The sequence below is a fragment of the Streptomyces panaciradicis genome, assembly GCF_023516615.1.
Classification (GTDB): domain Bacteria; phylum Actinomycetota; class Actinomycetes; order Streptomycetales; family Streptomycetaceae; genus Streptomyces; species Streptomyces panaciradicis.
Genome location: NZ_JAMGBF010000028.1, coordinates 14,719 through 33,219 on the forward strand (window position 1 = coordinate 14,719; position 18,501 = coordinate 33,219).

Sequence of the window (18,501 nt, forward strand, 5' to 3'; positions counted from 1 at the left end):
CCTATCCACGGCCGCCTCCCTCGTCCGCGGCCTGCGCCTGCGCGTCGATGCGGTAGCCGACGCCCGGCACAGTGGCGATGACCCAGGGCTCGCCGAGCCGCTTGCGCAGCGCGGAGACGGTGATGCGCACGGCGTTGGTGAAGGGGTCGGCGTTCTCGTCCCACGCCCGCTCCAGGAGTTCCTCGGCGCTGACGACGCCGCCCTCGGCGGCGACGAGGACTTCGAGCACGGCGAACTGCTTCCTGGTCAGCGCCACGAAACGGCCGTCGCGGTAGACCTCCCTGCGAAACGGGTCGAGGCGCAGACCGGCGAGCTCGCGCACCGGGGGCCTGCTGTGGGCGCGTCTGCGGTCCAGCGCCCGGAGCCTGAGCGCGAGCTCGCGCAGCTCGAAGGGCTTGGTCAGGTAGTCGTCGGCGCCGAGCTCGAAACCGGAGGCCTTGTCGTCGAGGCGGTCGGCGGCCGTGAGCATCAGGATCGGCATGCCGCTGCCGGAGGCGACGATGCGCCGGGCGATCTCGTCACCGGACGGCCCGGGGACGTCGCGGTCGAGGACGGCGATGTCGTAGGCGTTGACGCCCAGCAGTTGCAGAGCGGTGTCACCGTCGCCCGCGACATCCGCGGCGATCGCCTCCAGACGCAGGCCGTCGCGGATCGCTTCCGCCAGATAGGGCTCGTCCTCGACGATCAGCACACGCATGCCCTCGATGCTACGAACCGGCGCATATCGGCGGCATATCGAAAACCGCATACGGGCCCGCAACATCACGCCGTCTTGACTGCGAGCATGACTCGCACCGCATCGTCGGCACGGAAGACCCCCCCTGCGAACGACCCGTCCGCACCACCCTCCGACATCGAGTACGGCGACACCGAAACGGCGGGCCGTACCGGTCCCGGCATCAGGGGCGACGGCATCCGCCGGGCGGCCCGTGCCCTCGCCCGGCCGGGCCCCTGGAGGCGCGGCTCCGTGCTGGCGGCGTCGGCCCTGCTGCTCGGCCTGGTGATGCTGCTGCACGCGCGGATCACGGACCGCGGGAGCCTCGGCAGCCTGGTGGAGACCTTCCTGCCCTGGTTCGGCCTGTTCGTGCCGGTGCTGCTGGCGGGGGCGCTGTGGCGGCGCTCCGCCTCCGCGGTGACCGCGCTGCTCCTGCCGGCCGTGGTGTGGCTGAACCTCTTCGGCGGGCTGCTCGGCGACAAGTCCCGCCCGGGCGGCGACCTCACCGTGGTGAGTCACAACGTCGACGCCGGCAATCCCGACCCGGCCGGCACCGCGCGCGAACTCGCCGCCTCCCGGGCGGACGTGCTGGCCCTGGAGGAGCTGACCCCGCAGGACCTGGGCGTGTACGAGCGGGGCCTGGAGAAGGCGTACCGCTACCACACCGTGCTGGGCACGGTCGGGCTGTGGAGCAAGCTGCCGCTGTCGGACACCGGGCCGGTCGACATCGAGACGGATTACGGGCCGCTCGCCGCCACCAAGCCGGCCGACGTCAAGCTGGCCGGCAACCGGGCGCTGCGCGCCACGGTGACCACCGGCAAGGGTCCCGTCGCCGTGTACGTGGCGCACCTCGGGTCCGTCCGCGTGCTGCCGAGCACCGGCTTCTGGACAGGCAGCCGGGACCGCAACGCGAAGGCGCTCGGCAAGGCCCTCGCCGCCGAGCCGAACCGTCGGGTGGTGCTGCTCGGAGACCTCAACGGCACCACGGACGACCGCGCGTTCGACGCCCTCACCTCGCGGCTGCGCTCGGCCCAGGAGGTGGCCGGGGACGGCTTCGGCTTCACCTGGCCGGCGAGGTTCCCGGTGGCGAGGATCGACCAGATCCTGGTCCGGGGGGTCGAGCCGCACCGTTCGTGGGTGCTGCCGTCCACCGGCAGCGACCACCTGCCGGTGGCGGCCCGGATCGGCTGGTGACCACACCGGACGCTCCCGCCCCGCTCAACCGCCCTGTTCGGCCCGCCGCTTGAACGAGTTGTCCGCGAACGCCCCCGGAATTGTCCGTGATCGGTAACGGACGCATCCCCGGGCCGCCGCCGCTCGTCTCGTGAGGTGGTCGGAAGTCGACCAGGCGATCGGCGAGGAACTGCGCGGAAGCGGGGCGGACATGGCACGGCACGGCGGCGGGCGGGGCTGGTACGGCAAGGTGGTCGTGGCGGCGGTCGGGGTGACCGCACTGGCCGCCGGAGCCTCGGTGTGGACCGCCCAGGCCGGCGTCGTGGGCGGAGCGTCGCACAAGGCGGCCGCCTCGGCCGCGCACGGCAGCGAGGCCAAGCCGGTGGCCGTGACCATCGTGCACGCCTCGGACAAGGGCGCGCGCGGCGTGAACATCACCATCGACGACGGCCCCGACCCCGAGTGGACCCCGCAAGTCCTCGACGTGCTGCGCCAGTACGGCGTGAAGGCCACGTTCTGCATGGTGGGCACGCAGGCCCAGGCGCACCCGGACCTCGTGAAGAAGGTCGTCGCGGCCGGGCACCGGCTGTGCGACCACTCGGTGTCGCACGACACCGGCATGGACAAGAAGCCCGAGGCCTACCAGTCCCGGGAGATCCTCGACGCCGAACGCATGATCACCGAGGCGTCCGGTGGCGTACGGCCCCTGTACTACCGGGCGCCCGGCGGCGCGTTCACCCCGTACAGCCGCAAGCTCGCCGCCTCCCGGGGCATGCGCCCGCTGGGCTGGAACGTCGACTCCAAGGACTTCGAACGACCCGGCACGGACGCCATCGTCGCCACCGTCGAACGCGAGCTGCCCAACGGGCCGACCCTGCTCTTCCACGACGCCGGCGGCGACCGCTCCCAGACCGTCGAGGCGCTGCGCCGGATCCTGCCCGAACTCAAGCAGCAGGGCTATTCGTTCGGCTTCCCGGTGCGCTGAACCGCGCGGTGGACGGCCACCGCGGCCGCGCCTGATGGTCCCTTTGTCAGCAGACCCCGCCAAAAGTCCTGTTACGGCACCGGAAACCCCATACGCTGAAGGACGGCCATGAGCCGGGGGCGGGGCTGGGGGGCGGGGGAATGGATCCTCGGATGCGGTTGTCGGTGGGCGGATACGTCTACGAACGCGAGCTCGGGCGGGGCGGGCAGGGGGTGGTGTGGCTCGCCCGGGACCGGGCGGGACGCCAGGTCGTGGTGAAGTTCCTGCTGCCGGGCAAGGAGTACGACGAGATCGCACTCGCCCGGGTGCGCCGCGAGTTCGGCGCGGCGAGCCGGGTCGGCGAACTGGCCACGGCGCGGGTCCTGGACGCCGACCTCTCGGGCCCGCACCCGTACATCGTCAGCGAGTTCGTGCCCGGGCCCACCATCCACCAACACGTCGCGGCAGGCGGCCCGTTGACCTCCGGGCGGCTGCAGTCGGTGGCCCTGGCCGTGGCCCACGCGCTGGCCCAGGTGCACCGTGTGGGCGTGGTGCACCGGGACATCAAACCGTCCAACATCCTGCTCTCCCCGGACGGCCCGCGGATCATCGACTTCGGCATCGCCCGGGACGACCGGCTGCTGGAGTCGGCGCTCACCACGCCGGGCAGCGTACTGGGCTCGCCCGCGTACATGTCGCCGGAGCAGGTGAAGTCCCACCGGGTGTCCAGCGCCTCCGACGTGTTCTCGCTCGGCGGCACGCTGTACTTCGCCGCCACCGGCCGGCACCCCTTCGACGGCGAGAGCGACTACGAGGTCCTGGTCGCCGTGTGCGAGCGCGAGGCCGACCTCACGGCGGTGCCGGAACCGGTCCGTTCGGCCGTCGCCGACTGCCTGCGCAAGGACCCGGCGCGACGCCCCACCGCCGCCGAACTCGTCGCCCGGCTCGCCGCGGCGGCCGAGGCAACGGAAAGTGCCCACGCCCAGCCGGCCACGCCGGCACCACCGCGGCCGCCGGCACCGGTGGGCGGGAGCGGCGACCCGGCCGGCGGCGCGAGCGGCAAGCAGCTGCGGTTGTGGGCGCTCGCGGCCGGCTGCGCGGCGGTGGCGGTGCTGCTCGCCGTCGTCCTCGCCGCCACCTCGGGCGGATCGTCGGGCAAGAGCGGCTCGCGGGCCGACGGCTCCCTCTCCGCGTCGGCCGGGACCTCCAGGAGAGCGGCGGGCTCCGAACTCCAGTCGTACACGGACGACTTGACCGACTCGGGTGACTGGACGCACAAGGACCCGGCGCTGGCCAGGATCACGCACCAGGGCGGGACCATGCTGGTCGATCCCCGGTCCGAGCTGGAGGTGTGGCCGCAGGCGCCGTTCCAGCCGTCGTCCTTCGCGGTCCGGCTGAGCACGCAGACGGCCTGGTACGGAGGTGAGGGCGGGGTCGGGCTGTGGTGCGACGGCTCGGGCGACTACCGCACCGGCTCCCGCTGGGCGACCTATCTGACCACCGATCAGGAGGCGCTGATCGTCCGGGAGTTCCGGTTCAAGGGCGCCTTCCAGCACGACCGGGTCGTCGAGGTGAACCTCGCGGACGTGGGACTGCGGGTGGACAGCCGGCAGCTGGTCGACATGGCCATGAACTGTTCGTCGGCCGGCGCCGGCCTGATCAAGGTCGACCTGGCCGTCGACGGCAAGCAGGTGGCCTCCTACACCGGAGCCGCCTTCGACCGGCGGGGCTGCGGAGTGGCCGCCTTCCACTACAGCGCGACCGACCCGCGGGGCACGGCCTTCCACGCGGGCTTCGAGCGCTTCACCGCGTCGGAGCCGCCGGCACGCTGACCTCGCGGGTGCGGTGCCCCGGCCCGGTCCGGCAGGGCGCCGCCGGACCGGGCCGGGGCGGTTCAGCCGTGCACGGCGGGCTCGTCGTACGGGGCCACGACGTCGCCCCTCGCGCCGCCGATGCCGCGGGCACTGCGCGGCATCACCACGGGACGACGCCGTCGTCGTCGAAGAAGCCGCCGCGCGGGCCCTCGTCCGGCAGGCTCGCGAGCCGGATCGCGATCGCGGCCCCCTGCTCCGGTGTCCGCGGCGCGGCGAAACCGGTGAAGTCGGTCGCCACATAGCCGGGGCAGCAGGCGTTGACGATGACGTGCGTGTCGGCGAGCTGCCGGGCGTACTGCGTGGTGATGCCGTTGAGCATGGACTTCGACGGCGCGTACGCGGCCAGCACCGGGCCCGGCTGCAGGGCCAGCGACCCCATGCTGCTCGACATGTTGACGATGCGCGGCGAGGCGGCACGGCGCAGCAGCGGGAGCATCGCGTTCGTCACCCGCACGACGCCGAGGACGTTCGTGTCGAGGACCGTACGGACGACGTCGAGGTCCAGCGTCGTCGGATCCTGCGCGCCGCCGTCGGCCCGCCCGGAGATGCCCGCGTTGTTCACGAGTACGTCGAGTCGCCCCGCCGTCTCCTCGACGGCGGCCGCCGCCTCCGCCACACTGCCGTCGGAGGTGACGTCGAGGGCGACCCCGAACGCGTCGACGCCCCCGGCACGCAGGCGCGCGACGGCCTCCTCGCGCCTGCCGTCGTCGCGGGCGCCCACCGCGACCGTGAAGCCGATCGCCCCGAGCCCCTGTGCGATGGCGAAACCGATTCCCTTGTTCGCGCCGGTGACCAGCGCGGTCTTCGTGTCGTTCACCCGGCCCATGCTCGGCGCGCCGCGCCTGCACCGTCCAATACCGCTTCGGGCTCCTGTGATACCCGCCGGGTATGGGCCAGTAGGCTGCCGGCGTGGTCGATCTCGAGACTCGCGAGCTTCGGTACTTCGTCGCCGTCGCCGAAGAACTGCACTTCGGACGCGCAGCCGAGCGGCTCGGCATCGCGCAGCCGCCTCTGTCGCGCGCGATCCGGCTGCTGGAGCGGCGCCTCGGCGTCCAGCTCCTCGACCGGGACCGGCGCGGTGTGGCGCTCACCGAGGCCGGCCGGGTGCTGCTCCGGGAGGCCGCGACGGCCCTCGACGCCGTGGCGGCCGCGGCGCGCCGGACACGTCGCGCCGCGGACCCGCAGCGGCCCCTGGTCCTGGTCACGAAGGCCGGGGCCTCCCACGAACTGCTGCGACGGCTCCTCGACGCGCAGGCGGCGGAACCCGGTGCCGTACCGGTCGAGGTCCTCCTCTGTGAGATCGGCGAGCAGGCCCGACTGCTCCGCGACGGGCAGGCCGACGTGGCGCTCATGCACCGCCCGTACGACGACCTCGCCGGGTTCGACACCGAGGACCTGCACGTCGAGGGCCAGGTCGCCATCCTTCCCGCGGGACATCCGCTCGCCTCCCGCGACCGGCTCACGCTGGCCGACGTGAGCGACGTCCCGGACCTGCCGATCGCCCGCTGGCCCCGCCTCGACGGCTCCTACCCCGAAGGCCCCGGCCCGGAGGTGCGCACCCAGTCGACGCTCGCCCAACTCGTGGCGCTCGGCCGGACGCTGCTCGTCATCCCGGCGTCCAGCCGTGCCTGGCAGTGGCCCGAACACGTCGCCGTCCCCGTCGTCGACGCCCCCCGCGTCACCACGGTGCTCGCGTGGCCGTCCGGGAGCCACTCCCTGGCCGTGGCCTCCCTCGTGAGGTCGGCGGCCGCACTCCGCGACACGGCGCCCCCCGCGGACGTCTGAGAGTTCTGTGCCGGCCCACGGCCGATCCGTTTCGGCGGCCGGAGAGGCCGGGGGGGAACGACGAAGGCGAGGAGTCCTCTCCTCGCCACTTTCAACTTATAACCCGGTGGGGGGCTTGCGGCAAGGCCCCCATCACCCCGCAGAATCGTCCGCCGAGGTCACGACCTGCGGAAACGAGGGCACGACATGGGTGGGCTGTTAACCGGCGCGGGCGCTTTGGCTGCCAGTGCGGTGCGAGAGGGCACGGCTGCCCTGGAGGAGTCGCGATGAGCCAGCAGTACGTGCTGGATCTTCAGGAGGTCGACGAGACGAGGGTCGCGGCCGTCGGCGGCAAGGGCGCCCACCTGGGCGGCCTGGCACGGATCGAGGGCGTCCGGGTGCCGGGCGGCTTCTGTGTGACGACGGACGCCTTCCGGCGGATCATGGCGCGGGTCCCGTCGATGGCGGACCGGCTCGACGAACTGTCCCGCCTGGACCCCGGCGACCGGGAGGGGGTCGGCACGCTCAGCGCACGCATCCGCCGTGCCGTCGAAGGAACGGCGATCCCGGACGACATCGCCGCCGAACTCACCGGCGCCATCGCCCGGCACGGCGAGCACGCCGCCTACGCCGTGCGGTCCAGCGCTACGGCGGAGGACCTGCCGACGGCGTCCTTCGCGGGCCAGCAGGACACGTACCTGAACGTCGTAGGAAGGCAGGCGGTCCTGACGCACATCAGCCGCTGCTGGGCCTCCCTGTTCACCGAGCGGGCCGTGACCTACCGCCGGCGGAACGGCATCGACCACCGCACGGTCCACATGGCCGTCGTCGTGCAGCGGATGGTCTTCCCCCGGGCGGCCGGCGTCCTGTTCACGGCCGACCCCGTCACCGGCAACCGCAAGGTCGCCACGGTGGACGCCGGCTTCGGGCTCGGCGAGGCCCTGGTCTCCGGCCTGGTGAACCCGGACGTGTTCAAGGTGCGCGACGGCGAGGTGATCGCCAGGACGATCGCCGCCAAGGAGCGCGCCGTCCACGCCCTGCCGGACGGCGGTACGCGGGAGGTCGCGGTCGACGCGCGGTCGCGGGAGCAGCCGGCGCTGACGGATGAGCAGGTCCTGCGGCTGGTGCGGCTCGGCCGGCGCGTCGAGGCGCACTTCGGCCGTCCCCAGGACATCGAGTGGTGCCTGGTCGACGACGGCTTCCACATCGTCCAGAGCCGGCCCGTCACGACGCTGTTCCCCGTGCCCGAGACCGACGACGGTGAGAACCACGTCTACGTCTCCGTCGGCCACCAGCAGATGATGACGGACGCCATGAAGCCGCTGGGCCTCTCGGTGTGGCGGATGACGGCCATGGCGCCGATGCCCGAGGCCGGCGGGAGGCTGTTCGTCGACGTCACCCGGCAGCTGTCCTCGCCCACGGGCCGTCCCGCCCTGCTGGACCTCATCGGCCGGGGTGATCCGCTGACCAGGGACGCGCTGGAGACCGTCCTCGACCACGACGGCTTCGTCCCGACGCTGCCGGACGCGGGCCCCGGCGGACCGCCGGCCAGGCGCGCGCCCGCGTCGGTCGAGACCGATCCGGCCGTCGTCACCGGCCTGATCAAGCGCAACGAGGAGTTCCTCGCGGCCCTCCGGCACGACATCCGCGGCCGGAGCGGACCGGCGCTGTTCGACTTCCTGCTGGAGGCCTTCGAGGAGCACAAGCGGGTTCTCACCGATCCGCTCAACCTCCCCGCGATCATGGCGGGGATGGAGGCCACCTGGTGGCTCAACGACAAGCTGCGGGAGTGGCTGGGCGAGAAGAACGCGGCCGACACGCTCACACTGTCCGCCCCCGGCAACGTCACCTCGGAGATGGGCCTGGCGCTGCTCGACGTCGCGGACGCGGTCCGCCCGCATCCGGAGGTGGTGGCGTTCCTTCAGTCGGTCGAGGACGAGAACTTCCTGGACGACCTGGTCGGCCTCCCGGGCGGGACGGAGGCGCGCGACGCCATCGAGACCTACCTCGACCGGTACGGCATGCGCTGCGTCGGGGAGATCGACATCACGAGGCCCCGGTGGCGCGAGCGCCCCGACACGCTCCTGCCGCTGATCCTGGACAACGTCAGGAACTTCGAACCGGGCGCCGCCCGACGGCGGTTCGGGCAAGGACGGCAGAGGGCGCGGGAGAAGGAGCAGGAGGTGCTGTCCCGGCTGCGGGCGCTGCCGGACGGCGACCGCAAAGCCGACGAGACCCAGCGGATGATCGACCGGGTGCGGACCTTCATCGGGTACCGGGAGTACCCCAAGTACGCCATCGTCAGCCGCTACTTCGTCTACAAGCAGGCGTTGCTCGAGGAGGCCGAGCGCCTGGTGCGGGCCGGCGTGCTGCGAAACAAGGAGGACGTCTTCTACCTGACCTTCCCCGAGTTCCACGAGGCCGCCCGCACCATGCGGGTGGACGAGGCGCTCGTCCGGCGGCGCGAAGAGGCGTTCCGCTCCTACCAGGCGCTCACGCCGCCGCGCGTGCTCACGTCGGACGGCGAGTGCCTCGACGGGGCGTACCGGCGCGACGACGTACCGGCCGGCGCGCTGATCGGTCTGCCGGTCTCCGCGGGGACCGTCGAGGGGCGCGCCCGCGTCATCCTCGACATGGCGCAGGCCGATCTCGAGGCGGGCGACATCCTGGTCACCGCCTGCACGGACCCGAGCTGGTCGCCGCTGTTCGTCGGCATCACGGGCCTGGTCACGGAGGTGGGCGGTCTGATGACGCACGGCGCGGTGATCGCCCGGGAGTACGGGCTGCCGGCCGTCGTCGGCGTGGAGCGTGCCACCCGGCTGATCCGGGACGGACAGCGCATCCGCGTGCACGGCACCGACGGCTACGTGGAGATCCTGCCCTGATCCCTGCCTCCCGGCAGTTGCCCCTGACCGCCGGCTCAGTCGGAGCCGGGTGTGCGACGCAGTACCAGCGAGAAGAAGCCGAAGGAGTCCCGGTACACGCGAAGCCATTCCGTGCGCCGGGTGGTGGCCGTCCGCAGGGCCTGCGCGCTGTCCGGGTCGTCGGGGTGATCCAGGGCCCAGGCGGCCAGGGAGCCCCAGCAGGACCATTCGTAGTCGTCCAGTTCCCGACGTGTGCTGACGTGTCCGTCGACGGGGGTCCAGCCCTCGGCTACGACCCGCTCCACGGTGGTCGCGAGGTCGGTGAAGTCCCCGAGCATCTCGACGGCCTCCGGCGAGGGCGTCCCGTCCCAGAAGCCGTCACCGACGAGGACCCGGCCTCCGGGAGCCAGGTGCCGGCGGGCCGCCGCCAGCGTGGGGAGCAGGCCGCCGAAGGCGTGCGCGGCGCCGAAGCTGAGGACCACGTCGAACGGCTCCCCGGACACGAACTCCTCGGCCTTGCGGTGGTGCAGCACGAGCCGGTCCCGTACCCCGAGATCGCTCGCCCGGGCGGCCGCCCCGGCGAGCGCCTCCTCGGAGATGTCCACCCCTTCGGCACGCGCCCCCGGCCGCATGGCCAGGGCGCGCAGCAGCCACTCCCCGGTGCCGCAGCCGAGGTCGAGGACCCGTTCGTCGCCCCTGGGCAGGCCGCGTTCGAGCAGGCGGCGCACCGAGTCGTCGGCGAGCGGGGACTTGATCGGGTGTTCGGTATGGGCGATCCGGGAGATCTGTTCGCGATTCACCGGGGCAGCGTGCCGACCGCGGAGCGCGCCCGCACCTCATTTAGCGTGCGGCGCCTACGACTTGAGCGTTCGGTTCTCTCAGACGAGTGGCTCGTCCCGCCGGTACGGCGCCAGCGCGCGATCCAGCCCGTCGGCCACGGCGACGGGCGCGTCCCGCCCCTGGACCAGGTTCAGCAGGTGTTCCGCCACGGTGGCGACATCCATCCCGACGGCGCGGCCCAGACCCACCAGCACCTGCCTCGCCTCGGCGAGCGGCACCGGCCCCAGCACGGCCAGCGCGCCTTCCGCCATGTGGACGGCGGACTGTGCCGTGAGGGCGCGACGGAGCTGGGCGTCCTCCGACGGCGCCGCGTGAAGGTCGACGACGCGTGATTCCAATCCGGGAACGTGCATACGACCACCTTGGCGTGAGACCGGGCCGTCCTTCTACCCGCAATCACCGGCTCGATGGGGCGAAGAGCGCATGGTCACAGCACCCTCACCGTTCGCGGCCCCCCGCGTCCGCACGGCCGGGGCCCGCGCGAGGGTGGGCGGTAGGCTGGCCGAACCGGTGAACGAAGCGGGTGGTGACAGTGGAGTGGCGAGAGTTCGCCGAGGCGATGGCAGGGCTCGCGCGGAGCCTGCTGGCCCAGGAGTCGGTGCAGGGGACGCTCGACGAGATCGCGCAGTCGGCCGTGCGCCTGGTGGAGGGCTGCGACGCCGCCGGGATCCTGGCGGTGCGCAAGGGCCGGGCGGTCACCCTGTCCGCCTGCGGGGACGTGGTCGAGGCCTCCGACCGTCTGCAGGGCGAGCTGGCCGAGGGCCCCTGTTTCGATCTGGCCGAGCGGGCGAACGGTGAACGGGTCTTCCGGATCGAGGACATGACACAGCCGCAGGAGGCCTGGCCCCGGTTCGCGGCCGCGGCCCGCGACCTGGGCATCGGCAGCATGACCGGGGTGCTGCTCTACACCCACGACGAGGACTTCGGCGCGCTGAACCTGTACTCCCGCCGCCCCGGCGCGTTCGGCAAGGACATCGAGACCGCCGGCTGGCTGCTGGCCTCGCACGCCGCCGTCGCCCTGGCCGACGCCCGTACGATCGACCAGCTCGAGGACGCCATGAAGACCCGGCACGCCATCGGTGAGGCCATGGGCATCCTGATGGAACGTCACAAGCTGAGCGAGGACGACGCCTTCGACGTCCTGCGCCGCATCTCCCAGCAGCACAACATCAAGCTGCGCGACGTCGCCCAGAGGGTCCGCAAGGACCCTCCGCGACAGGCCTGATCTCACCTCGCCCGCGGGGCGGGCCACGGGCGGGCAGGTGTCGGGGGGAATCGCACCCGCCCGGCCCGTGGGCAAGGACCCGCACGGGGGAAGCGGGCCTTGCGGGCCTTGATCACGGCCCACCGGTTACAGCGCACGACGTCCCGCATGTGTCACACGGGCCCGCCGCCTGACGTACGACGTCCTCCGGGCGGAAGCCTCGGGCGGACGTCTCGGTCGGGAACGAGGACCTCGGTCCGCGGCGCATTCCTCCGCTCAGCGGGTATCCGCACATTCCGGACCCCTGGAGAAGCCCCGACACGGGAGGTGACGGGCGGTGGATGGGCTGGCTGACGGAGACCGCCTCCGTGCGCGACTTCCTGCAGCACCTCGTCGACGACGCCGTGGTCAGCACCGGGGGAGTGGCCAGCGGCGTCGAGCACGGGGTGCTCATCCCCGATGCCGCGGACCCCTCGGTGAAGACGCTGCGCGTGGTGGCGCGGCGCTGACGCCGGTCCCGGGACCGGCGTCAGGTCAGCTCCGGTCGCCTTCGCGCGCCGTGAGCAGGTCCTGGTCGGCGACCGCGGCCAGGGACAGCGTCCGGTAGCCCATGGAGTCGAACAGCACGGTGATGCGGTCGCCCTCCTCGCTCATCACCGTGCCGTCGCCCCATTCGCTGTGCCGCACCAGGGCGCCCGCCGGGTAGGACGGGGCCGCGGGATGGGCCGGCCGGTCGCCGTCGCTCTCGCCGACCCCGTCGACGACCGTGTCCTCCGCGGAGGAGGAGCCGGCGCCCGAGGCGGGCGCGCACACGTCGCAGCCGCCGCACGGCGCCTCGTACGGCTCGCCGAAGTAGCCGAGCAGGAAACGCCGGCGGCAGCCCGTCGCCTCGGCGTATCCCAGCACCATCTCCAGCCTGGACCGCTCCAGCCTGCCGCGGGCGCGGGCCTCCTCCGCGGCGCGTGCGGTGGCGTCCTCGGGCGTCGTGCCGTCGACCGCGTGCACCCGCCCCCGGTCGTCGGCCCGCACGGCATGCGATCACCTCCGGTCGAAGAACTCGGCGCGGCGCGAGTACCCGAACCGGGGCGGCTCACCGCCGGTCGCCGGAAGCGCCCCAGTCCGTCGCGTGGCCGGGGGTGCGCAGGGCCAGCAGGGCGACGTCGTCGTCGTTCTCGGCCGGCCGGACGCGGCGCAGCAGCTGGTCGGTGAACGCCCCGAGGGGCCGGTGGGCCAGGGCGGCGGCGTGCTGGCGCAGCCGGTTCAGGCCCACGTCCAGGGTGTGGCCGCGCGCTTCGACCAGCCCGTCGGTGTAGAGCACCAGGGTGGAGCCGGGCGGGAGGGAGACCGTGGCGTCGGAACGGTTGGTCCGGGCACCGGTGCCCAGGAGGAGGCCGTGGCCCTGGGTGAGGTAGTGGGTCAGGCCGTCGCGGCTGATCAGCAACGGCGGGGGGTGGCCCGCGTTGGTCCAGGACAGCCGCCAGTGTCCCTCCTCCGCGGCCTCGAGCCGGCCGAAGATCACGGTGGCCATGGAGACGTCGGTGATGTGCTGGATCGCCTCGTCGAGCCGTTCGACGATGCGGCTGGGCGGTTCCTGCTGGGACCAGGCGTAGGCGCGGAGCATGTTGCGGACCTGAGCCATGCCGGCCGCGGCCTCCAGGTCGTGGCCGACGACGTCTCCGATGGCCAGGGCGGTGGAGCCGTCGGACAGGCGGAAGGCGTCGTACCAGTCGCCGCCCACCTGCGAGGCGTGCGGCGCGGGCAGGTAGCGGACCGTCATCTGCAGGTCCGGCACGCCCGGCATCTGGGGCAGCAGATGGTTCTGCATGGTCTCGGCGACCTTGCGCTGTCGCTGGTAGAGGCGGGCGTTGTCCAGCGCGAGACCGGCGCGGCGGGCGATGTCCTCGATCAGCGGGAGTTCGGCGGAGGTGAAGGCCACCGGGTTCTCGGAGCGGCCCACCGTCAGGGCGCCCAGCACGTCGCGGGTGCTGCGGATGGGCGCGATGGCCGCGGAGTGCATGCCGGTGACGTCGAACAGGCGGCGCTGCTCGACCGCGATGCCGGCGTCCGGTGGCTTCCGGTACGTCTGCTGGTCCGCCAGGGTCGAGGCGACCCCGCGCAGGGCCCGGGAGAGCGGCATGGGGGACTCCTGCGGGACCGGCGGCATCGGGCCCTGCAGGTCCTCCCGCTCGACCAGGGCGCCGTCGTCCTCGGCGTGCACCACGACCGTGCGCCACACCTCGTCGCGCTCGCTGATCAGGTCGACGACCGCCCAGTCCGCCAGCCGGGGCACGACCAGCTCCACCAGCCGGCGCAGCGTCTCCTCGGTGTCCAGCGTGGACGTCAGGCGCGCGGTGGTCTCGGCCAGCAGGGCCAGCCGTTCCAGCTCCGGCATCGGCTCGGTCGCCGGCTCCGGCTGCGGCATCGGCTCCAGCGGGTCCTCGGCGCTGTGGAAGACGATGAGGGTGCGGCCCTCGTCGGCGGCGACGTCGTACGGCGTGATCATCCAGGAGATGGGCAGCAGTGTGCCGTCCGCGCGCGCGAAGTAGTCGATGTCGGCCTGGGCCGGCCGCCGGTCGTGGAACGCCTGGCGCATCCTGCACTGCGTCCTCGGCAGGATCTGGCCGCGCGGTCCGCGGTGCAGCAGCTCGTGCGCGTCGTGGCCCAGCAGATCCTCGGCCGGCCGGCCCAGCAGCCGCTCGGTGAGGACGTTGGCGGCGATGATGCGTCCCTCGTCGTCCACGACGTACGCCCCGGCCCCGATGGCCTCCAGTGCCGTGGTCAGCTCGGCGGACGGCGCCGGCACGGCCTCGCGCCGTGCGGTCCGCCGGTTCACCGGCTCGGCCATGTCTTCACCTTCTCGTCGCTCGCGCTGCCGCCGCCCCCTGCCCCGGGTGCCCTTCCCGTATGCCCTTCCGGAGCGGAAGTGCACACCGTTTCGAACTCCTGACCGAAGCTCGCACGGAAGTGGAGGGAGAGCCGGTGTGAATCGAAAGTGAACAAATTCCGATCTCCAGGTGCACAACTATGCGCCCTCGGTCCGGGTCGAACTGGCATGCGCGGCGCTTACCGCCCGTAGTCAGTTCCGTGGGGGGAACCTTGTCCATGATGGCCCGTCGGTTGTGTGGTGTCCTGCGCGTGCGCGGGACGACTGACCTGCTCCTCGTCCTTCTGCTGGCCGCCGGTTTCGCGGCCCTGCCCGTCTGTGCGCTGTTGCCGTCGCTGGGCGGCTTCGCCGTGGCGTCGACCGTGAGTTATCTCGCGGACGAGGCGCTGCACGTCCGCGCCCCCGGTTTCGTCCGCCGGCTGGCCACGCTGCAGCTCGACCGCACGCTGCGGTTCGCCGTCCGCACAGTGATGCTGCTCGCCCTCGCCGACCGGATGGACGCGCCCGACGCCGTGCTGATCGCCGGGCTCGCCGTCTTCAGCGCTCATTTCGCGCTGGTGATGCTGTTCACGGCGCTGCATCACGCGATCCGCAGACGGCGGGTGCTGCCGCTGGTGGTGCGCAACCTCGACATGAGCGCGCTGCCCATCCCGAAGCAGCCGCCCGCCTTCCTGTTCCGGCGCTACCTGCGCAAGCTCCTCCATCTGGACCTGGCCGCACACGCCGGACTCCTGGCGGCGCTGGCCACCGGCCGCTGGGAGACGGCGTACGGCGGATTCGCCGTGACCGTCGGCGTCACCACGGCGGCGGTGACCGCGCTGCTGGGGCAGTACGTCCGGGTGCGCCGCATGCCCTCGCGCGAGGAGATCCTCGCCGAGGTCGACCGCCAACTCGCCGCTCACCGCCCCGAGGTGGCGCTGTACTTCAGCTTCGCCGCGGTGTCCCGGGACTTCATGTACCAGGTCAACATGTGGATCGAGACGCTGGAGCGGCTCGACCGGCGCCCACTGATCATCCTGCGCGAGCGGGCCTCGTTCCACCATCTCAGCCGTACCCGGCTCCCGGTGCTCTGCGTGCCCAAGGCCGACGACCTCGCCGAGCTCGACCTGTCCGGAATCCGGGTCGTCCTGTATCCCGGCAACGCCGGCAAGAACGTGCACATGCTGCGCGTGGCCGAGGCCAAACACGTCTTCATCGGCCACGGCGACAGCGACAAGCTGGCCAGCAGCAACCGGGTCAGCAAGGTCTACGACGAGATCTGGGTGGCCGGCCGGGCCGGCCGCGACCGCTACCGGCGCGTCCGGCACGCCATCAGCGAGGAGGCCATCGTCGAGGTGGGCCGCCCGCAACTGGCGCCGATCCGGCTGCACGCCGACCACACGCCCGGCCCGCGGCCGGTCGTCATGTACGCCCCGACCTGGGAGGGCTGGAGCGACGACGACTGCCACACCTCCCTGATCCCGATGGGCGTTCCCCTCATCGAGAAGCTCCTCGCCGACGACGTCCGGATCCTCTACAAGCCGCATCCGCTCACCGGCAGGCGTTCGGCCGAGGCGGCCGCCGCGGACCGGGCGATCCGCGCACTGCTGGACGCCGACAACGAGCGCCGGGAGGCCGCGCCGTCGCGGGCGGCGTCCGCCGCGGTCCGCTCGCGGCTGGCCTCGATCCGGTCCCGGATCGACGAACTGGCCGGACGGCAGGCCGGCGACGACGCCCAGCAGACCCGGCAGGCGCGTCCGCCCGAGCACGACGACGCGGCCGAGTGGCAGGCCCTGCACGCCGAGTGGCACCGGCTCTTCTGGGAGAGCCGCGGCCCGGTCGCACACCATGTGGTCCTGGAGCAACTGCCCTCCCTGTACGAGTGCTTCAACCAGGCCGACGTGCTCATCAGCGACGTGTCGTCGGTGGTCGCCGACTTCGTCGCCAGTCTCAAGCCGTACGTGCTGACCAACGCCGACGACCTGCCGGACGAGGAGTTCCGGGCCGCCTACACCACGGCGGGCGGCGCCTACCTGCTGGACCGCGCCTGCGAGCGCCTCCCGGAGATCCTGCGCACGGTGCGTGAGCCGCGGCTGGACCTCATGGCTGCTGAGCGCCGCACGCTGAAGGAGTACGTCCTGGGTCCGGACCACCCCACCTCCATGGCGCGGTTCAACGCCGCCGTCGACGCCCTGGCCGACAAGGGTGCGGCGGAACTCGCCGAGGACCGGACACTGTGGGAATCCACCGATCTCGTCGGGTGAGCGCACAGGGCACGCACGCCCGGGGGCCGGCCGGCGTAGGGCCGGCCCTGGGCGCCGCCCGGCTCAGCCCTCGCGCGGGTACGGGGTGACGGTCACGTCCAGGGTGAAGGCCACCCGCGCCGCACCCGCCACGTCCGGCGCCTTCGCCGGCGCGGTGACGCGGGCGCTGCCGCCCCGGGTCCCGGCGCTTCGCAGGGTGGCGTGCGCGGTGCCGTCGGCGTCCACACGCCAGCCGGTCACCACGACGAAGACCGGCGCCGAACTGCGCACGTCCGTCCACCGTTTGTCGTCCACCCGCGGCCGCAGCACCAGGGAGATCACGGTCCCCGGCCGTACGCACAGCCGCCGCTGGACCGGGTCGCCCGGTTCGACGGTGACCCGGGTCAGCCCCGCCACGCAGCCGGTGGCCGACGGCGAGGGCGAGGCCGCCGACGCGGACGGTGCGGAGGACGAGGGCGTCGGGGAGGGCGGCGCCGGGGTGCCGGACGTAGGCTCCGTGGACGGGCTGCCCGAGGGGCTGCCCGACGCCCGCCCGCCGCCGTCCGACGAGCCGCACGCGGCCAGCGCCAGCACCGCGGCGAGCACCCACGCTCCGGTCCACCACCGCATGCGCGTACCTCCCGGCTCGTTCGTGTCCCTCCCAGCATGCTCCGCGTTCCCCGACGAAGCCGCCAGACGCCCGACCGCGCCGCCCCGGCCGCCTTCGTTGGTCCGGTTCCCGCAGGCGTAGTTCCCGCTTCCCGGCCCGTGCGAGAAGCGCCGCCGAACTCCCCTGGCTAGCAGCCCACTTGAAGTTCGACGGACGATCGCGTTCCGATCGGGGGGTTGATCGCGGCGAGCCGGGGTATACGGGCGCCGTATCACCGGAGTGGGGCGGCGCGGTCCTGGGGAGGTCGTGCGCCGCCCCGCCCATTCCCCCCGCACGAGACGGGCCCGGTCCGGGCCGCCCATGACGTCGACGGGGAGGGCCCCGACCACTTCTCGTGGTCCCTGATCACGCGGTGCGCAGCCCCCCGCTGCTCCTCCGCGTCTCTGTACGGGGCCCTCCCCGTCTCCTCAACCCAATCACCGGCGCCCCGCCCTGGACAGGGCCATGCGGCCCTGCCTGCCTTCCCCGAGGGTCCCTCCCCCGAAGTCGATGTCCGTTCACAAGGCAGCCCGTTCGGACCGCCGTCACCGACCGACCGGAGGATGCACTGCTACTACGACGGCGCGGGCCTGGACTACCGGGGCTGCGACTGGCACCCCTCAGTCCACGACCACCGGATCATCTCCGGGCTGCTCGGCGAGCATCTCGCGGCCCTTCCGCTGCGCTGGTAGCCGAAGTCGCCCGTCCCGGACGCTCCTCAACTCGGGTGGCGCGTGCGGCCTGGCGCCGGGCCGCGGCGGGTCGTCCGCGCGTGTGTGGCCGCGAGGACGAGCATCAGGCCCGCGACCGCGACCGGCGCCGCGGCCACCAGCCAGTCGATCCCGCCGCCCGTCGCCGGGCTCACCGCGACGGCGGCGGCGACCGCGGCGACGGCCAGGGCGGAGCCCAGAAGGGCGGCGAAGACGTCCCGGGCGCTGTCGTCGGCTCTGCCGTGCCGGGGCGGGCCCGGGCTCAACGCCGCCCACTGCCGGGCCACTTCGCGCCGTTCGTCCCGGCGCCGGACGAGGGCACGGACGCGGAGGCCGGCCGTGGCGACCGCGCCCGCCGCGACCGTCCCGGCCACCGGCCACCACGTCCCGACGACGGACAGCAGGACGGTGACGAGGCCGGCGGTGCCCCAGCCGGTGAGGCAGGCCGCCGCGGCGAGGCGGCGGGAGTCCGGGCGGTCGGCGCCCGCCCGCAGGTCGACGAGGGCCGGGACGTACCAGACACAGCCGGACGCGGTCACCAGGGCGGTGCCGACCGCCAGGACGGCCTGTGCCATGTCACCTCACCGCCTCGGCCTCGAGCGCGGCGATCTCCGGGTGGTGCAGGTCGAACGCCGGGG

Annotated in this window: 17 protein-coding genes; 9 read left to right on the forward strand and 8 right to left on the reverse strand. The window is 73.2% G+C overall.

Features of this window, described 5'->3' with window-relative positions; genetic code table 11:
- Nucleotide 1: 1 nt before the first annotated feature.
- Nucleotides 2-697 (reverse strand): response regulator transcription factor, encoded by a 696-nt coding sequence (locus tag M8J74_RS12480; RefSeq protein WP_249836436.1) that lies wholly within the window; start codon nucleotides 695-697, stop codon nucleotides 2-4.
- Between the two features lie 87 nt (nucleotides 698-784).
- Here M8J74_RS12480 and M8J74_RS12485 point away from each other — a divergent pair, with 87 nt between their 5' ends.
- The 3 genes from M8J74_RS12485 to M8J74_RS12495 all read left to right on the forward strand — a co-directional run bounded on the left by M8J74_RS12485 (nucleotide 785) and on the right by M8J74_RS12495 (nucleotide 4,684).
- On the forward strand, nucleotides 785-1,909 hold the full coding sequence (locus M8J74_RS12485; RefSeq protein WP_249836437.1) for an endonuclease/exonuclease/phosphatase family protein: 1,125 nt from the start codon (nucleotides 785-787) through the stop codon (nucleotides 1,907-1,909).
- 190 nt (nucleotides 1,910-2,099) lie between these two features.
- Nucleotides 2,100-2,873, forward strand: coding sequence for a polysaccharide deacetylase family protein (locus M8J74_RS12490; RefSeq protein ID WP_249836453.1), 774 nt, complete (start codon nucleotides 2,100-2,102; stop codon nucleotides 2,871-2,873).
- 152 nt (nucleotides 2,874-3,025) lie between these two features.
- On the forward strand, nucleotides 3,026-4,684 hold the full coding sequence (locus M8J74_RS12495) for a serine/threonine-protein kinase (RefSeq protein ID WP_249836438.1): 1,659 nt from the start codon (nucleotides 3,026-3,028) through the stop codon (nucleotides 4,682-4,684).
- A 142-nt stretch (nucleotides 4,685-4,826) separates the two neighbouring features.
- Here M8J74_RS12495 and M8J74_RS12500 read toward each other — a convergent pair whose 3' ends face one another.
- Nucleotides 4,827-5,552: an SDR family oxidoreductase gene (locus tag M8J74_RS12500; RefSeq protein ID WP_249836439.1), complete on the reverse strand. Its 726-nt coding sequence runs from the start codon at nucleotides 5,550-5,552 to the stop codon at nucleotides 4,827-4,829.
- An 83-nt stretch (nucleotides 5,553-5,635) separates the two neighbouring features.
- On the opposite strand from M8J74_RS12500, the gene M8J74_RS12505 reads away from it, so the two are divergent.
- Both M8J74_RS12505 and rph read left to right on the forward strand, forming a co-directional pair.
- Nucleotides 5,636-6,511 (forward strand): LysR family transcriptional regulator, encoded by an 876-nt coding sequence (locus M8J74_RS12505; RefSeq protein WP_249836440.1) that lies wholly within the window; start codon nucleotides 5,636-5,638, stop codon nucleotides 6,509-6,511.
- Between the two features lie 266 nt (nucleotides 6,512-6,777).
- On the forward strand, nucleotides 6,778-9,375 hold the full coding sequence (gene rph / locus M8J74_RS12510; RefSeq protein ID WP_249836441.1) for a rifamycin-inactivating phosphotransferase: 2,598 nt from the start codon (nucleotides 6,778-6,780) through the stop codon (nucleotides 9,373-9,375).
- 35 nt (nucleotides 9,376-9,410) lie between these two features.
- Here rph and M8J74_RS12515 read toward each other — a convergent pair whose 3' ends face one another.
- On the reverse strand, nucleotides 9,411-10,154 hold the full coding sequence (locus tag M8J74_RS12515; protein WP_249836442.1) for an SAM-dependent methyltransferase: 744 nt from the start codon (nucleotides 10,152-10,154) through the stop codon (nucleotides 9,411-9,413).
- Between the two features lie 78 nt (nucleotides 10,155-10,232).
- Entirely contained in the window at nucleotides 10,233-10,547 is a 315-nt protein-coding gene (locus M8J74_RS12520; RefSeq protein ID WP_249836443.1) for a hypothetical protein, read from the reverse strand.
- Between the two features lie 179 nt (nucleotides 10,548-10,726).
- Here M8J74_RS12520 and M8J74_RS12525 point away from each other — a divergent pair, with 179 nt between their 5' ends.
- Both M8J74_RS12525 and M8J74_RS12530 read left to right on the forward strand, forming a co-directional pair.
- Nucleotides 10,727-11,419, forward strand: a complete 693-nt coding sequence (locus M8J74_RS12525; protein ID WP_249836444.1) for a GAF and ANTAR domain-containing protein — start codon at nucleotides 10,727-10,729, stop codon at nucleotides 11,417-11,419.
- 320 nt (nucleotides 11,420-11,739) lie between these two features.
- Nucleotides 11,740-11,907, forward strand: coding sequence for a hypothetical protein (locus M8J74_RS12530; protein ID WP_249836445.1), 168 nt, complete (start codon nucleotides 11,740-11,742; stop codon nucleotides 11,905-11,907).
- A gap of 25 nt (nucleotides 11,908-11,932) precedes the next feature.
- Here the strand turns inward: M8J74_RS12530 and M8J74_RS44815 are convergent, their stop codons facing one another.
- Together M8J74_RS44815 and M8J74_RS12540 are read right to left on the reverse strand one after the other, a co-directional pair.
- Nucleotides 11,933-12,427 (reverse strand): DUF3553 domain-containing protein, encoded by a 495-nt coding sequence (locus M8J74_RS44815; RefSeq protein ID WP_249836446.1) that lies wholly within the window; start codon nucleotides 12,425-12,427, stop codon nucleotides 11,933-11,935.
- A 61-nt stretch (nucleotides 12,428-12,488) separates the two neighbouring features.
- Nucleotides 12,489-14,243, reverse strand: coding sequence for a SpoIIE family protein phosphatase (locus M8J74_RS12540; RefSeq protein ID WP_249836447.1), 1,755 nt, complete (start codon nucleotides 14,241-14,243; stop codon nucleotides 12,489-12,491).
- A gap of 290 nt (nucleotides 14,244-14,533) precedes the next feature.
- Here M8J74_RS12540 and M8J74_RS12545 point away from each other — a divergent pair, with 290 nt between their 5' ends.
- On the forward strand, nucleotides 14,534-16,525 hold the full coding sequence (locus tag M8J74_RS12545; protein ID WP_249836448.1) for a CDP-glycerol glycerophosphotransferase family protein: 1,992 nt from the start codon (nucleotides 14,534-14,536) through the stop codon (nucleotides 16,523-16,525).
- 63 nt (nucleotides 16,526-16,588) lie between these two features.
- On the opposite strand, the gene M8J74_RS12550 is transcribed toward M8J74_RS12545, so the two are convergent.
- Nucleotides 16,589-17,134, reverse strand: coding sequence for a hypothetical protein (locus M8J74_RS12550; RefSeq protein WP_249836449.1), 546 nt, complete (start codon nucleotides 17,132-17,134; stop codon nucleotides 16,589-16,591).
- Between the two features lie 582 nt (nucleotides 17,135-17,716).
- Between M8J74_RS12550 and M8J74_RS44495 the strand changes: the two genes are divergently transcribed.
- Nucleotides 17,717-17,845 (forward strand): hypothetical protein, encoded by a 129-nt coding sequence (locus M8J74_RS44495; protein WP_283948094.1) that lies wholly within the window; start codon nucleotides 17,717-17,719, stop codon nucleotides 17,843-17,845.
- A gap of 26 nt (nucleotides 17,846-17,871) precedes the next feature.
- Here the strand turns inward: M8J74_RS44495 and M8J74_RS12555 are convergent, their stop codons facing one another.
- Complete coding sequence (locus M8J74_RS12555; protein WP_249836450.1) at nucleotides 17,872-18,438, reverse strand: hypothetical protein; 567 nt, start codon at nucleotides 18,436-18,438, stop codon at nucleotides 17,872-17,874.
- Nucleotides 18,439-18,501 lie beyond the last annotated feature (63 nt).